The organism is Arthrobacter sp. 05L428, from assembly GCF_056397665.1.
The window spans coordinates 93570-108039 of the sequence record NZ_JBFTNW010000003.1; the positions used below are offsets into that span (position 1 = coordinate 93570).

Consider the following 14470-nt stretch of genomic DNA (forward strand, 5'->3'; position numbering starts at 1 on the left):
GGGCCGTTCGGGAGCGTGCAGCGGAAGGTCGGGACATGAGGTCCACCTTCAAATCGCTGCACATCCTGAACTACCGGATCTGGTTCATCGGCGCCCTGATCTCCAATATCGGGACCTGGATGCAGCGCACCGCGCAGGACTGGCTGGTCTTTGACCATCTGAGTGCCCAGGACGCCGGCGCCATGGGCATCACGATGGCCCTGCAGCTGGGACCACAGCTCTTCCTCGCCCCCGTCGCCGGGCTGGTCGCCGACCGCTTCAACCGCAAGCAGCTGCTGGTCCTGACACAGTCCTCCATGGCCGTGTTGAGCGCAGCGCTCGGTGCCCTGGTGCTGTCCGGGGCCGCGCAGCTCTGGCACGTCTACATATTCGCCCTGCTGCTGGGCGTGGTCTCCGCCCTGGACGCCCCGGTGCGCCAGACCTTTGTCTCCGAACTGGTGCGCGACGACTACCTGCCCAACGCCGTGGCCCTCAACAGCGCCTCGTTCAACGTGGCCCGGATGATCGGCCCGGCCGTCGCCGGCCTGCTCACCGTGGCCATCGGGCCCGGCTGGGTCTTCCTGGTCAACACCGTCACGTTCCTGGCGCTGCTCCTGAGCCTGGCCAAAATCCCCGCCGCCTCGCTGCGCCAGCTGCCCCGCGCGCCGGCCGGGAAGGGCCGGATCCGCGAGGGCCTGCGCTACGTGCGTTTCCGGCCGGACATTGTGGTCGTGCTGGTGGCGGTGTTCATCGTGGGAACCCTGGGGCTGAACTTCGTCCTCTTTATCGCTGCCATGGTCGGCACCGAATTCGGCCTCGATGCCGGCGCCTTCGGCCTGATGAACTCGATCATGGCGATCGGTTCGGTCGCCGGAGCGCTGCTCTCGGCCGGGCGGGGCCGGCCGCGGATGCGCGTGATCTTCGGCGCGGCCGGCGCCTTCGGCCTGACCTCCGGCCTCGCCGCGCTGGCGCCGGACTACTTCTGGTTCGGCGTCGCGCTGGTGCCGGTCGGCCTGTTCGCGATCACCATGATGACCAGCGCCAACGGTTACGTCCAGACCACCACGGACCCGGTGATGCGCGGCCGCGTGATGGCCTTGTATATGGCGATCTTCATGGGCGGCACCCCGATCGGCGCACCGCTGGTCGGCTGGGTGGCGAACGTCGCCGGCGCGCGCTGGTCCATGGGGGTGGCGGCGGCCTCCGGGCTGATCGCGGCACTGATCGGCATACTCTGGATTGTCCGCGCCAAGCAGCTGCGGATCGCCTTCAACCGGCGTGCGCGGGGCCTGCGGTATTTCCGGGTCGTCCCCGGCAGTTCTGTGACCGGCGGCTCTGTCACCGGCGGCTCTATGACCGGCGGCTCGGCGACCAGCGGCGCCGCCCGGGAGGAAGACCCGGACGACGCCGTCGACCGCTGAAGCGTCCCGGAAGGGACGGCGCGGTGGCTACTTCTTGAGCTCGCCGACGACGAAGTCGATGCACTCGAGCAGTGCGGAGACGTCGTCGGGTTCGATCGCCACGAAGGTGGCGATGCGCAGCTGGTTCCGTCCCAGCTTGCGGTACGGCTCGGTATCCACGATCCCGTTGGCGCGCAGGACCTTGGCGATGGCGGAGGCGTCGATCGAGTCGTCGAAGTCGATGGTGGCAATCACGTTGGACCGGTCCTCGGCCCTGGCTACGAACGGCGTGGCGTAGGCGGAGGCCTCGGCCCAGCCGTAGATGCGTCCGGCCGAGTCGGCGGTGCGGGCGGCGGCGAAGTCGAGGCCGCCGTTGGCGTTGAGCCACTGCACCTGCGCGTCCAGGGTCACGAGGGTGGCCAGCGCCGGAGTGTTGTAGGTCTGGTTCAGCCGCGAGTTGTCGATCGCGGTCTGGAGGTCCAGGAAGTCCGGGATCCAGCGGCCGCCGGCCTTGATCCGGGCCGCGCGCTCCAAAGCCGCCGGGGAGAACAGTCCAAGCCAGAGGCCGCCGTCGGAGGCGAAGTTCTTCTGCGGGGCAAAGTAGTAGACGTCGGCCTCGGCGACGTCCACGTCCAGGCCGCCGGCCGCGGAGGTGGCATCCACCAGCACGAGGGAGCCTGCATCGGCGCCGGCCACTCGCTTGACCGGCGCGGCGACACCGGTGGAGGTCTCATTCTGCGGCCACGCGTAGGCATCGACGCCGGCCTCGGCCCGCGCCTCGGGTCGGGTGCCGGGCTCGGATTTGATGATCGAGGACTCGGCCAGGAACGGTGCCTTGTTGGTGGCCGCGGCAAACTTCGAGCCGAATTCGCCGAAAGACAGGTGCTGCGCCTTGTTTTCCACGAGGCCGAAGCTGGCAATGTCCCAGAACGCCGTGGACCCGCCGACGCCGAGGATGACCTCGTAGCCCTCCGGGGCGCGGAAGAAGTCGCTCAGTCCGCTCCGGACCGATCCCACGAGGTTCTTGACCGGGGCCTGGCGGTGCGAGGTCCCCAGCAGCGTCGCCGCCGCCGCAGACAGGGCCTCCATCTGCTCCGGCCGGACCTTCGACGGGCCGGCGCCAAACCGGCCGTCCTTGGGCAGGAGGTTGGCGGGGATGGTGATGCTGGTGTCGCTCACAGGGGCTCCAATTTTCGGCTGGGTGCGTGGCGTGGCTTGGACGGGCTCTGCCGGGCGTGACCGGGACCCGCTATTTATTCTGCCCGACGGCCCCACGCGGGCGGGAATAAAGCCCGTCATAGTCCGGTCATTGAGACGGCGGCGCGGCGCCGGGCGGGGCGTAGTCCACAGGTCCGCGCGGCAGCCCACAGATTATCCGGACTAATTCAAAATAGGCTAGGCTGTGCGGTGACGTACGGCGGATCTCGCCAGGGCGCAACCCGCACGCTGTACGGTGGGAATGACGCAAGGACGGCGCTCGAGGAGCTGAGCTGAATGACGGATCTGATCGATACCACCGAGATGTATCTCCGGACCATCCTGGAACTTGAAGAAGAGAACATCATCGCCCTCCGCGCCCGCATCGCCGAGCGGCTCCGTCACTCCGGCCCCACCGTTTCCCAGACCGTCGGCCGCATGGAGCGCGACGGCCTCGTGGTTGTCTCCGGCGACCGGCACCTTGAACTGACCGAAACGGGCCGGAAGCGCGCCATCGAGGTCATGCGTAAGCACCGCCTGGCCGAACGGCTGCTTGCCGACGTGATCGGGCTCGACTGGGCCTACGTCCATGAGGAAGCGTGCCGCTGGGAGCACGTGATGAGCGAACGGGTCGAGCGCCGCATTTTCGAAATGCTGGACCACCCGACCGTGTCCCCCTACGGGAACCCGATTCCCGGACTCGCCGAACTGGGCGGGCTTCCGATGCCGGACCGCGGCGCCGTGGTCAACCTGCTTGACGCCATGGCCGGCTACGGCGCCGACTCGCGGATCACCGTGAGCCGGCTGGCCGAGCCGATCCAGGTCGAGCCGGAGCTGCTGGTCCAGCTGGACGAGGGCGGAATCCGTCCGGGCGCCAGGGTGTCGCTGGAGCGGGTGGGGGAGTACATCTCGGTCCGGGTCCCCGACATTGAAGGCGCCCTCGAGCTGCCTCCCGAGGTCGCCGCCCATGTGTTCGTTACGCTCGGGTAACCTGGCGTCAAAATCCTTCCGCCGGACAGCCGGTAAGTTGTGCACAGGCGAGATAACGGAATTATTACCGCCTGCCTTAATCGCCTATAGTTGATGACTAGCACCGATACTAAAGCGTTATCTGATCCGGAGCCGAGCTCTGCCAGCGGATCAGCCGGCGATTCACCTTCTGGCAGAGGCGGGGGAACCACAACCGGCTGTTGATTCAACAGCCTTGGGGTGAAGTCCGCTAGCGGCAAGCAATTCAAACTGGGACCTCCGTGGATGCCCCTGCGTCTGGATGCTTGCACCGGCGGACCGGGTCTTTGATCTCTCTGACCCGAATCCGACAGCTAACTTCGCAGGCTATCCAGAGAGGAACCGTTCTTGACCACCCAGACCGTCAGGGGCCGCCGTCGTGCGACCGGTCCCGCTCCGGAGCCACGCCCGGCCGCCGTCGTCCTCGACGAGCGCCCGCGTGACGCGCACCGCGAAGCGCGCCGCGGCCGGCGCAGCGCGTTCCGTCAGGTAACAGACTTCGCCGCTGTCAGCGGCGTGGGGCAGAAGGCAGGCATTGCCCTGGCCGCCACGGGTTTGGTCCTCACCGTTACAGTTCCGGCCACCGGCCCCGTGATGGCCACCGATGCGGCCAGGTCCGGTTCGGTTTCCGCGGCGGCCCAGCCCGAGGTCAAGGCCCCGGCCGCCGAAATCAACTTCAACCGCACGGCCGTCACCACCAAGGGTGACCCGGACAGCAAGCTCAAGCAGTTGCTGAGCGCGCAGTCCGTCGGCAGCATCACCCGGGCAGCCTCCGCGGGCAGCCTCGGGGCGCCGCTGGATTCCATGGTCACGGCCTCGCCGTTCGGCTACCGGGTCAGTCCCATCACGGGAGCCGTCGGGGAATTCCACCGGGGCCAGGACTACGCGGCCCAGTGCGGCACTCCTGTACATGCCGCCGCGAGCGGCACCGTAACCTTTTCCGGCTGGCACCCCTACGGGGGCGGCAACCGGGTCGTGATCGACCATGGCAACGGCCTGGAGACCACGTACAACCACTTGTCGTCCTCCGACGTCCACGTGGGCCAGCAGGTCTCACGTGGCGATGTGGTGGCGATGAGCGGGACCACCGGCGCCTCCACCGGCTGCCACCTCCACTTCGAGGTGATGGTCAACGGGGAAGTTGTTGACCCGCTCGGCTGGCTTTAGCCAAGCCGAGGGACCACTCGCATTTCTGTGACACGCCGTGATCTGAATGTGACATTGAGTCCCAACTGCTGTACCGTATGAAGCACGCCAACTTCTCCGAAGTTGGCGCTCTTGAGTGGATTGCCTAACTCTGCCACCGCTCAAGGTCCGTTCGCATGACATCGTCTGGCAGGGGCGGGGGAACCAATTTTGGTCTTCGCAAGAAGACCTTGGGGTTAAGTCGCAAAGCTTCCCAGGAAGCAGCGCGGCCGGGTGACTCCCATCCGAATCCGACAGCTCACCTCGTAGGCATTGGGAGAGGCTACTTTCGTGTCTTCACGCCACAATGCTGCGCGTTCTCGCGCTGGCGAGGCTCAGTTGAGCCCGCTGAATTCCATGCTCCGTGCCGCCCTTGCCGGCGCCCGGACTGGATCACACAACGCAGTTCCCGCTTTTGGCGCGTCTTCGCAGTACACCCTTCGCTAAGAAACCCGTTTCGGGGCGATCCGGCGTACCCCCAAGATGCCGGAGCGTCCTCAGTCCCGCCTGCAAGCAGCGCGGACCCAAGGATCACGAAAGAGAGAACTGAATGACTACTCGTGCAACCATTGCACGCCACCGCGCGGAGGTCACCAAGACCAACTCGCTGGCTGTCATTGCTAAGGCCGTCGGCGACAACGCCGGTGGTATGGGTCGCCAGGCCGCGGTTATCGCTGCAGCCTCCGGCCTGGTCCTGACCAGCGGTATCGCAGCCAACGCTGCCGAGACCAACGTTCAGCGTGAATCGACTTCCGCTTCGGCCATGGAAGTACAGTCCAACGCACCGGCCACGATCTCCGCGGCCTCCAGCATCGCGATCTCCTACGAGAAGCCTGCTGTCACCACCGCGCCGGCTCCCGTTGTCGAGGCGGCCAAGCCCGTCGTCAACGTCCAGGAAGCGGACACCGCCGTCACCGGTACCGGAACTGGTACCGGCACCGCGGTCACCGCATCGCTGGCCACCAAGGCTCCGGCCGCCGTCAGCGGCATGGGCGCTTCGATCGCCGCTGCTGCCTACGCACAGATCGGTGTCTCCCAGGATTGCACCATGCTGGCCACCAACGCGTTGGCCGCAGTGGGCGTCCACTACCACGGCTGGCCGGCGGGTTACCTGTCCCTGGGCCGCACCGTGAGCGCCGCCGAGGCCCAGCCGGGCGACCTCGCCTACTACCAGAACGGCGGCATGGGCATGGCCCACATCGCCGTTTACGTCGGCAACGGCATGGCCGTCCATGGCGGCTGGAACGGCGGCACCACCGCGCTGTACAGCGTCAACGTGGGCTCCGGCCCGGTCTTCATCCGCGTCGGCGGCTAGGACTTAGGCGCGTCTAACGCCTGAAGCTTTGTGAAGGACCCCTGCCCTCGCGGCAGGGGTCCTTTGCAGTTTGCGGCTCGCTCGCGCCCGCCCGCCGACGCGCGGCCGGGAAGCCCGGCAAAGAAAAATTCGGCAATCCGGGCCTTCGGTGTTTACTCTTGTGGTGTCGATCCATAGCCCGACCATGCACAGGGCAGCCGGCCCTCGTGCCCCTGGCGGGTGCGGCCGTGAAGAGGTATGCGGATGCGCACTCTCGTTCTGAATGCTGGATATGAACCGCTGGCGGTAGTCACCTTCCGCCGGGCGCTGGTGCTTGTACTGACCGGGAAGGCCAGCGTGGTGGCCGAGGGGGATGACCCCGTGGTGGGTCCGCAGGATATCCTCGGCCGACCGACGGTGATCCTGCTTAACCGGTACATCAGGCCGCGCTACAACACCCTGACGGCCGTGAGCCGCAGGGGAGTGCTCCGCAGGGACAACCACCGTTGCGCCTACTGCGGCAAGGCTGCCCACACCATCGACCATGTCCACCCCAAGTCGCGGGGCGGGGCGGATTCCTGGGAGAACCTGGTGGCGGCCTGCCTGCGCTGCAACAACGCCAAGGGAGACCACACGCCCGCCGAAATGGGCTGGAAGCTGGGCTTCGTTCCCGGGCCGCCGAAGGGCACGATCTGGCAGATCAAGGAACTGGAGAAGCCGACGCCCGCCTGGGATCCGTTCCTGCTCCCCGAAAAGGCGCACTAGGCAGGCGCACCGGGCAGGCGCACTGAGCAGGCGCACCGGCGTCGCGGGCTGACCCGGCCGCGGTGAAGCCGATGCGGCTAGGCTGGGCTGGTGGAATTCGACGCTGTTGTACTCGCCGGGGGCCGGTCCGCCAGGCTTGGCGGCGTACCCAAGGCCCTGCTGACGGTCGACGGCGGCACCCTGCTAAGTCGGTCACTGCAGGCTGCCCGGGGCGCCCGCCGGACCGTCGTCGTCGGCCCCGACCCCGGCGACTTCCCACCAGATGTGCTCGGCTGCCGCGAGGACCCGCCGTTTGGCGGACCCGCCGCCGCGATCGCCGCCGGCCTTTCCGCCCTGGCCGCCGTTGGGCGCGGGGAGCCCGCCGCGGCCGGCGCGGCCTCGCTGACCCTCGTGCTGGCCTGCGACATGCCCCGCGTGGCCGACGCCGTCCGCGCCTTGCTCGACGCACTGGCTGATGTCCTCGCCAATGCCCCGGGTGACGCCGCGGCCAGCCCCGTCGACGGGTTCGTGGCCGTTTCGGCGGACGGCCGCCTGCAACCCCTCGTGGGACTTTATGGCACGGCCGCGCTAGAACACGCCGTCGCCGACGCGGCGCGGCGGAACGCCCTCGAGGGGGGCTCGGTCTTCTCCCTCCTTGCTAGTCTTGAGCTGCGGCAGGTTCCGGTTCCGGAGGGTTCCACCGATGATGTGGACACTTGGGACGACGCCTCCGCCATGGGGGTGTCCACGCCCGGTCCGGGCCCGTCCGGGGCGCTGGGGCCCAACTCAACTTTGGAGGCAAACGGTGAAGAGCCAGGATGAAACGCTTGAAGACTGGTGCCGTGCGCTGCTCCAGGCCCTTGAGCTCGAAGATGTCGAGATCGACATCAACGAAGTGCTGGGGCTGGCCGGTGTGGCCGCCCACTCCGTCGTCCGGCCGGCCGCGCCGCTGACCACCTTCATCGCCGGCTTCGCCGCCGGCCTGGCGTCCGGATCCGGCCAGGCGCCGGACAGCGTGTCAATGCAGGCCGCCATGGGCGTGGCCCGGAAGCTCGCCAAGGAGTACGCCGCCGCCGAGGCTTCTGGGGCATGACCCCGGAGCCCCCTGACGGCAGCAGCGGCGTCGAGGACGACGATTCCGTGTCCGAACCGTCCGCCGCGCCACCGGATGCCGACGCCTCCGTCGACAATAACGCCCACGACGACGATGACGCCGACGACGGCGCCGCGGCCGTCGGGGAGGCGCCGCACCGGCATCTCGCCCACAGCTGGCAGGAAGCCCGGCAACTGGCCTTCGACTGCGCCGTGCCCATCCCGTCCTCGCCCATTCCGCTCCGGCACGCCTTGGGCCGGACGCTGGCCGAGGACCTGACAGCACTGCATGACATGCCCCACTACGCCTCCTCCGCGATGGACGGCTGGGCGGTCAACGGCAGCGGCCCGTGGATCCTGGCCGAGCCGGGCCAGCGGCTGGCCCCGCACCAGGCGAGCCCGATCAACACCGGAGGACTGATCCCGCCGGGTGCGAAAGCCGTGCTCCGCAGCGAGAGCGGCGTCATCGCCCCGGACGAGGACGGGCTGCCGGTCCTGAAACTGGGCGGTGGCGCCAAGCCCGGGGAACCCCGCAACGGCGAACACATCCGCAAGGCCGCGGAGGAAGCCGCCGCCGGAGAGGTGCTGATAAAGGCCGGCGCCGTGCTCAACCCCGCGCACCTGGCCCTGGCCGCCCTCGCCGGTCACGACGCCCTGCCGGTCCTCGGCAAGGCGATGGTGCGGCTGGTGCTCACCGGCGCCGAAGTCGTCAGCACCGGCGTCCCAGCGCCAGGGGAGGTGCGGGACACGTTCGGGCCGCAGCTCGGCGCCGTCGTGGAAATGCTCGGCGGAATCTGCGCGGGCGAGGTCAAGATCGGGGACAGCGACGCCGAATGGCTCGCCGCGCTCGAAGACACCGAAGACACCGGCGCAGCTCACGATCCGGTGGGCGGCGCGGAGCCGGCCGGCGAGACACTCCCGGCCGACGTCGTGATCACCACAGGCGGCACCGGCCGCTCCGGCACTGACCATCTCAGGCGCACGGTCGCGGAATTGGGCGGCAGGCTGCTGATTGATGGCATCGCCATGCGCCCGGGCCACCCCGCGGTGCTGGCCGAACTGCCGGACGGGCGCTTCGTCATCGGGCTCCCCGGGAACCCGCTCGCCGCCATGATGGCGCTGTCCACGCTTGGCGCCCCGCTGCTGGCCGCGCTGGGCCACGGGACGCCGCCGCCGGTGACCGAGGTGCCGTGCGGGACCATGATCGAGCCCGACCCCGGCCGGACCAGGCTGATGCCGTTCCGTATGCTGTACGGGATGGCATCGCCGGCGCAGCACACCGGCCCGGGCATGATGCGGGGACTGGCGGCGGCCGACGGCATCCTGGTGGTCCCGCCGCACGGCGTCCAGCTGGGGGAGCCGGTCCCGGCGTTTGCCCTCCCGTGGGGAGCCGCGCTTCCGGAGCCCGCCCCCGCGAAGGCTGCCGCCAAACCGGCCACCAAGCGCACCGCCAGGAAGCCGGCACCGGAGGGTCCGGTTGACTGGAGCGGTCTGCTTGGCTGACGCCCGGACAGAGTTCATGATGGATTCAGGGGCGAGCCGCCGCAGCTGGCGGCCGAACCCGCACTTAACGCTGATGAGGAGTATCCTATGGGCCGCGTGACACAGCGCCGCAAGGTGCACAAATTTGTCCTGGACGGCTCGCCGCAGGCGCTAGAGTTCCCGGTCCGGCACCGGGAAGACGTGTTGGCGGTCGAGGAGCCGCTTGAGATCCGGCTGGGCAATCTGTCCTTTTCCGTCACGATGCGGACCCCGGGCAACGACTTCGACCTTGTTGCCGGGTTCCTGGTCTCGGAGGGCGTCATCTGGACGCCGGATCAACTCGTCTCGCTGCGTTTCTGCGCCGGCGAGGACGAGGACGGCGTTCAGACCTTCAACGTCGTCGAAGCGCAGCTGCGCCCCGACGTCGTCCGGCCGGACACGGGGCGAAACTTCTTCACCTCCAGCTCCTGCGGGATCTGCGGCACCGACTCGATCGACGCCGTGCGCAAGTCCTCGCACTTCAGCCCGGCAGCGGACCCGCTGACCGTGCCGGTGGAGACCCTCGCCTCGCTGCCGGACCGGCTGAGGGAGGCCCAGGCCGTTTTCGACGTCACCGGCGGCGTGCATGCGGCGGGACTCTTCCGGATTGCCGACGACGGCTCGGCCGAGCTGCTCTGCCTGCGCGAGGATGTGGGCCGGCACAACGCAGTGGACAAGGTGGTGGGCTGGGCGCTGCGCGAAGGCCTGCTGCCCTTGAGCGGGACCGTGCTCCAGGTTTCCGGCCGGGCATCCTTCGAACTGGTGCAGAAAGCCTCGCTGGCCGGGATCCCGGTGCTGGCCGCCGTCAGCGCGCCCTCCAGCCTGGCCGTCGAACTCGCCGAGGACAGCGGGATGACCCTGGCCGGGTTCAGCCGTGGCACCACCTTGAACGTCTACGCCGGCCACGAACGCGTGTCCATGCGGCAGTCATCGGCCAGCGGCGCCCCCGCTTAACAACGTTGGCTTAACCGAGGCGGCCGACGTAGATTTTATCCATCGACTGGACACAGGGGTCGACCACGACTTGGCAACACCGGCACCAGCGCGAAGAGGATCACATTGCACGACGACCGCCGTCTCACGGAAGTCCGGCTGGACCGCTTTCTGCGCGAACGCATCATCCCCGCCGTGTACCCGCGCCGGGTCCCGCTCACGCTGAGCAGCTGGGACGTTGCGGGGGAACCGGTCCCGGTACAGGATGCGCTGCGGCAGACGTTCGTCCCGCAGGATCAAGGGGCGGCGTGGGGACAGCCATGGAGCACCAAGTGGCTGCGCCTCCAGGGCGAGGTCCCCGACTCCTGGGGCAGCCGCGCGGACACCGCCGTCGAAATCCTGGTGGACCTCGGCTTCAGCGGTGACCTGCCCGGGTTCCAGTGCGAGGGTACGGCCTGGCGGGCCGACGGATCGGTAATCAAGGCGATCTCCCCGCGGAACCAGTACATCCCCCTCAAGCTGCTGGGCAGCGGCATGTCCGTGGACTTCTACGTCGAAGCCGCTGCGAACCCCGACCTCTCGCAGGGCTGGACCTTCGCAGCTACCCCTTACGGCGATAAGGCGACCGCCGGCACCGAGCCGCAGTACCGGCTGGGTCCGATCGTCATCGCCGAGCTCAACCAGGCCGTCTGGGAACTGCACCAGGACATTGCCACGCTTAGCGGGCTGATGCACGAACTCCCCATGGAGCTGCCCCGACGGCACGAGATCCTCCGTGCGCTGGAACGGATGCTGGACGTCATGGACCCGGACGATGTCCCCGGCACCGCTGCCGACGGCCGTGCCGCGCTCGCCGAAGTCCTCGCCCGGCCGGCCTACGCCTCGGCCCACCAACTCGTCGCCACCGGCCACGCTCACATCGACTCTGCCTGGCTGTGGCCGGTCCGGGAAACCATCCGGAAGTGTGCGCGGACCTTCTCCAACGTCGTGGCGCTGATGGACGAGGACCCTAGCTTCGTCTTTTCCTGCTCGTCGGCGCAGCAGCTGGCCTGGATCAAGGAGTACTACCCGGAGCTGTTCGGGCGCATCCGGGAAAAGGTCAAAACCGGCCAGTTCGTCCCGGTGGGGGGCATGTGGGTCGAATCGGACAGCAACATGCCGGGAGGCGAAGCCATGGCGCGCCAGTTCCTGGAGGGCAAGAGCTTCTTCCTGGCCGAGTTCGGCGTCGAATGCCAGGAAGCGTGGCTGCCGGACACCTTCGGCTACTCCGCCGCGCTGCCGCAGATCGTCAAGGCCGCCGGCAGCCGCTGGTTCCTGACCCAGAAGATTTCTTGGAACCAGGTCAACCGGATGCCGCACCACACCTTCCACTGGGAAGGGATCGATGGCACCCGGCTCTTCACGCACTTCCCGCCCGTGGACACCTACAGCTCCGAAATCAGCGCCCGGGAGCTGGCACACGCCGAACGCAACTACCGGGACCACGGCCGCGGCACCATGTCCCTGCTCCCGTTCGGCTACGGCGACGGCGGCGGCGGACCCACCCGGGAGATGCTGGCGGCGGCGCAGCGCAACGCGGACCTGGAAGGTTCGCCGAAGGTGCGGCTGGGCTCGGCCGCGGAGTTCTTCGCCGGCGCCGAGGAGGAATACCAGGGCCTCCCGGTCTGGGTGGGCGAGATGTACCTGGAACTCCACCGCGGCACGTATACCAGCCAGGCCAACACTAAACGGGGCAATCGGCGCAGCGAGCACCTCCTCCGGGAGGCGGAACTCTGGTGCGCCACCGCCGCGGTCCGAGCCGGCGCCGCGTACCCGGCGGCGGAGCTCAAGCGGCTCTGGCGGCTGGTGCTGCTGCAGCAGTTCCATGACATCCTTCCCGGCAGCTCGATCGCCTGGGTGCACCAGGACGCGGAGCGGAACTACGACGCCGTCGCCCGCGAGCTGGAGGCGATCACCGCCGCCGCCGCCGTGGCCGTGTTGGGAGAGGGCGAGCAGGAGTTCCTGCTCAACGCGGCCCCGCACCCCCGCCGCGGTGTCCCGGCGCTCGCCGCCGCCACGCCCGTCAACGCGGCCGCACCCGTGCAGTCCACGGATGCCGACGGCGGCTACGTGCTGGACAACGGGATCATCCGCGCGGTGGTGAACGCAGACGGACTCCTGGTCTCGCTGCGGGACCACGCCAGCGGCCGTGAAGCAATCGCGCCGGGGGAGTTCGGCAATCTCCTCGAACTGCACCGGGACACCCCAAACGAATGGGACGCCTGGGACATCGACGCGTTCTACCGCCGCAACGTCACCCCGCTGACCGAGGCCCGCTCCGTGACGCTGGAACGCGACGGCGGGGCCGCCGTCGTCGTGGTGGAGCGGCTCGCCGGAACCTCCGCCGTGACCCAGCGGATCCGGCTGGAACCGGGTGCGCCGTCGCTGGCGATCTCCACCGCGGTGGACTGGCAGGAACGTGAGAAGCTGCTTAAGCTCGGCTTCGCCCTCGACGTCCGGGCCGATCGCTCGGCCTCGGAGACGCAGTTCGGCCATGTGTTCCGGCCCACCCACCTCAACACCTCGTGGGAGGCCGCCAAGTTCGAGATCTGCGCACACCGGTGGATCCACGTGGCCGAGCCCGGGTACGGCGTCGCGGTCTCGAACGCCGCCAGCTACGGTCACGACGTCACCCGCAAGATCCGCGCGGACGACGGCGGGACGACCACCACCGTCCGGGTTTCGCTGTTGCGGGCACCCAAGTTTCCGGATCCGGACGCGGACCGCGGCCGGCACGAACTGACGGTCACCGTGCGGCCCGGCGCCAGCATCGCCGACGCCGTCGAGGAGGGGTACCGCACCAACCTCGCCCCGCGCGTGGTCAGGGGAGCCCGCGGCGCGGAGCCGCTGTTCACGGTCTCCAATCCCGCCCTCGTGATCGAGGCGGTCAAACTGGCGGAGGACGGCTCCGGCGATGTGATCGTCCGCCTTTACGAGTCACTGGGGGAGCGCTCCGCCGGCACGGTCTTGGCCCAATTCGCCGCCACGGGGGTGCGGACCGTGGACCTCCTGGAACGTCCCGCGGACGCACCGGGCGTAACGATTCAGGACGGTTCCGCGGAGCTGGTCCTGCGGCCGTTCCAATTGCTGACCCTGAGATTCCAGCGCTGAGCCTTCTTTGCCCGGGTCGAGCGGCCAGCCGAAGCTTGATTCCCGTTAAACAGGCTGAGTGGGAGCGGTCCTTGCGGACCGCTACCACTCATCCCCCCAATGGCGCTTGGACGCCCCGCCAGGTTCCGTAAGACTGAATCCCCATTCACGGATGCTGGCCGGCGTTTTCACACATTCATGATTATCTCACGGTCTAATGATTTTGTGAATCCCCTGGCTCACGACTGAGGAAACGTTGCCGGAGTGTTACGTGGCGGGCGGCCGCTTTGCCCGGAGAACCAGAAGGCGAGGAGTCCCAGGACGTATCCCAGCACCGCCAGGTAGTTCACGAACAGCCGGGGCAAATCCCATGACTCCGGGGCGAAGGACACGGGCACGCTCGCGACGGCCGCCACGGCTCCCACCATGGTCAAGGCGGCGCCGGTCCGCACCAGCCGTGGCAGGGCCGCCTTGATGGCTGCCCGCAGGGAAGGGAGCAGGAGCAGCGAAACAAACGCGGGGTAGCTGCGGCCGGCTGCCGCGTAGAGCGGGGCGAGAACGGCGTTCCGCCCGCTGCCTGTCATGTCTTGAAGACCGGCTGAAGAACCCCGGGTGTCCATCAGGAAGAACGTCACTCCGACGGCCAGGCACGCGGCTGCCAGCGCCCAGCGTCCCGCGCGGCCGGTGATCAGCTCCTTCGCGCGGGCTGCGCCCAGCCCCGCGGCCAGGCGCAGCCCGACCAGGAAGACCATTCCGAACACAATGAAGCGCAGAACCAGGTTGGTGAGGTTCAAGCTCCCCAGTGCACCATCGATCGCCGCGTAGGGTCCGGGGATGCTGAGCAGACTGCAGAGGGTGGCGAGGAACAGGATCCCGAACACAGCCCTGTTGCGACCGCGCAGGGCATCCGGCAGACGCAGTAACAGAACCAGGCCGCAAATAATCAGCGTTCCCCATTCAAGCATGTCCACCTCCTACTCACTCCGGC

12 protein-coding genes and 2 riboswitches are annotated in these 14470 nt (G+C 68.5%); of the genes, 10 read left to right on the forward strand and 2 right to left on the reverse strand.

Annotation, left to right across the window (positions count from 1 at the left end; all coding sequences use genetic code 11):
* Window positions 1-35 precede the first annotated feature (35 nt).
* Window positions 36-1400, forward strand: a complete 1365-nt coding sequence (locus AC1DH3_RS09065) for an MFS transporter (RefSeq protein WP_476909106.1) — start codon at window positions 36-38, stop codon at window positions 1398-1400.
* A gap of 27 nt (window positions 1401-1427) precedes the next feature.
* On the opposite strand, the gene serC is transcribed toward AC1DH3_RS09065, so the two are convergent.
* Entirely contained in the window at window positions 1428-2558 is a 1131-nt protein-coding gene (serC, locus tag AC1DH3_RS09070) for a phosphoserine transaminase (RefSeq protein WP_476909107.1), read from the reverse strand.
* 315 nt (window positions 2559-2873) lie between these two features.
* Here serC and AC1DH3_RS09075 point away from each other — a divergent pair, with 315 nt between their 5' ends.
* The 9 genes from AC1DH3_RS09075 (at window position 2874) to AC1DH3_RS09115 (ending at window position 13503) form a co-directional block, all read left to right on the forward strand.
* The gene (locus AC1DH3_RS09075; protein ID WP_476909108.1) at window positions 2874-3566 is read left to right on the forward strand and encodes an iron-dependent transcriptional repressor DtxR; all 693 of its coding nucleotides are present in this window, start codon (window positions 2874-2876) and stop codon (window positions 3564-3566) included.
* 142 nt (window positions 3567-3708) lie between these two features.
* A riboswitch (cyclic di-AMP (ydaO/yuaA leader) is annotated at window positions 3709-3928 on the forward strand.
* Between the two features lie 4 nt (window positions 3929-3932).
* Complete coding sequence (locus AC1DH3_RS09080; protein WP_441418264.1) at window positions 3933-4751, forward strand: M23 family metallopeptidase; 819 nt, start codon at window positions 3933-3935, stop codon at window positions 4749-4751.
* Window positions 4752-4897: 146 nt separating this feature from the next.
* Window positions 4898-5056, forward strand: a riboswitch (cyclic di-AMP (ydaO/yuaA leader).
* Between the two features lie 263 nt (window positions 5057-5319).
* Window positions 5320-6084 carry an NlpC/P60 family protein gene (locus AC1DH3_RS09085; RefSeq protein WP_441418265.1) on the forward strand — a complete coding sequence of 255 codons (765 nt, stop codon included), beginning with the start codon at window positions 5320-5322 and terminating at the stop codon, window positions 6082-6084.
* A gap of 243 nt (window positions 6085-6327) precedes the next feature.
* Window positions 6328-6828, forward strand: coding sequence for an HNH endonuclease (locus AC1DH3_RS09090; protein ID WP_441418266.1), 501 nt, complete (start codon window positions 6328-6330; stop codon window positions 6826-6828).
* A gap of 90 nt (window positions 6829-6918) precedes the next feature.
* A complete protein-coding gene (gene mobA, locus AC1DH3_RS09095; protein ID WP_476909109.1) occupies window positions 6919-7629 on the forward strand; it encodes a molybdenum cofactor guanylyltransferase in 711 nt (236 codons plus the stop codon).
* Window positions 7613-7900 carry a DUF6457 domain-containing protein gene (locus AC1DH3_RS09100; RefSeq protein ID WP_349627252.1) on the forward strand — a complete coding sequence of 96 codons (288 nt, stop codon included), beginning with the start codon at window positions 7613-7615 and terminating at the stop codon, window positions 7898-7900. Before mobA ends, AC1DH3_RS09100 begins: the two co-directional genes overlap by 17 nt.
* Window positions 7897-9402 carry a molybdopterin-binding protein gene (locus AC1DH3_RS09105; RefSeq protein WP_476909110.1) on the forward strand — a complete coding sequence of 502 codons (1506 nt, stop codon included), beginning with the start codon at window positions 7897-7899 and terminating at the stop codon, window positions 9400-9402. The genes AC1DH3_RS09100 and AC1DH3_RS09105 overlap by 4 nt, the downstream gene beginning before the upstream one ends.
* Before the next feature lie 87 nt (window positions 9403-9489).
* Complete coding sequence (gene fdhD, locus AC1DH3_RS09110; RefSeq protein ID WP_476909111.1) at window positions 9490-10374, forward strand: formate dehydrogenase accessory sulfurtransferase FdhD; 885 nt, start codon at window positions 9490-9492, stop codon at window positions 10372-10374.
* Between the two features lie 105 nt (window positions 10375-10479).
* Entirely contained in the window at window positions 10480-13503 is a 3024-nt protein-coding gene (locus AC1DH3_RS09115; protein WP_476909112.1) for an alpha-mannosidase, read from the forward strand.
* A gap of 218 nt (window positions 13504-13721) precedes the next feature.
* Here AC1DH3_RS09115 and AC1DH3_RS09120 read toward each other — a convergent pair whose 3' ends face one another.
* Window positions 13722-14447: a hypothetical protein gene (locus AC1DH3_RS09120; protein WP_476893144.1), complete on the reverse strand. Its 726-nt coding sequence runs from the start codon at window positions 14445-14447 to the stop codon at window positions 13722-13724.
* Between the last annotated feature and the right edge of the window lie 23 nt (window positions 14448-14470).

What these genes read in the sequence shown, in the direction of transcription:
- AC1DH3_RS09065 (WP_476909106.1), top strand. Translation starts at nt 36, where the DNA reads ATGAGGTCCACCTTCAAATCGCTGCACATCCTGAACTACCGGATCTGG.
- AC1DH3_RS09120 (WP_476893144.1), bottom strand. Translation starts at nt 14,447, where the DNA reads ATGCTTGAATGGGGAACGCTGATTATTTGCGGCCTGGTTCTGTTACTG.
- AC1DH3_RS09085 (WP_441418265.1), top strand. Translation starts at nt 5,320, where the DNA reads ATGACTACTCGTGCAACCATTGCACGCCACCGCGCGGAGGTCACCAAG.
- fdhD (WP_476909111.1), top strand. Translation starts at nt 9,490, where the DNA reads ATGGGCCGCGTGACACAGCGCCGCAAGGTGCACAAATTTGTCCTGGAC.
- AC1DH3_RS09090 (WP_441418266.1), top strand. Translation starts at nt 6,328, where the DNA reads ATGCGCACTCTCGTTCTGAATGCTGGATATGAACCGCTGGCGGTAGTC.
- AC1DH3_RS09105 (WP_476909110.1), top strand. Translation starts at nt 7,897, where the DNA reads ATGACCCCGGAGCCCCCTGACGGCAGCAGCGGCGTCGAGGACGACGAT.
- AC1DH3_RS09075 (WP_476909108.1), top strand. Translation starts at nt 2,874, where the DNA reads ATGACGGATCTGATCGATACCACCGAGATGTATCTCCGGACCATCCTG.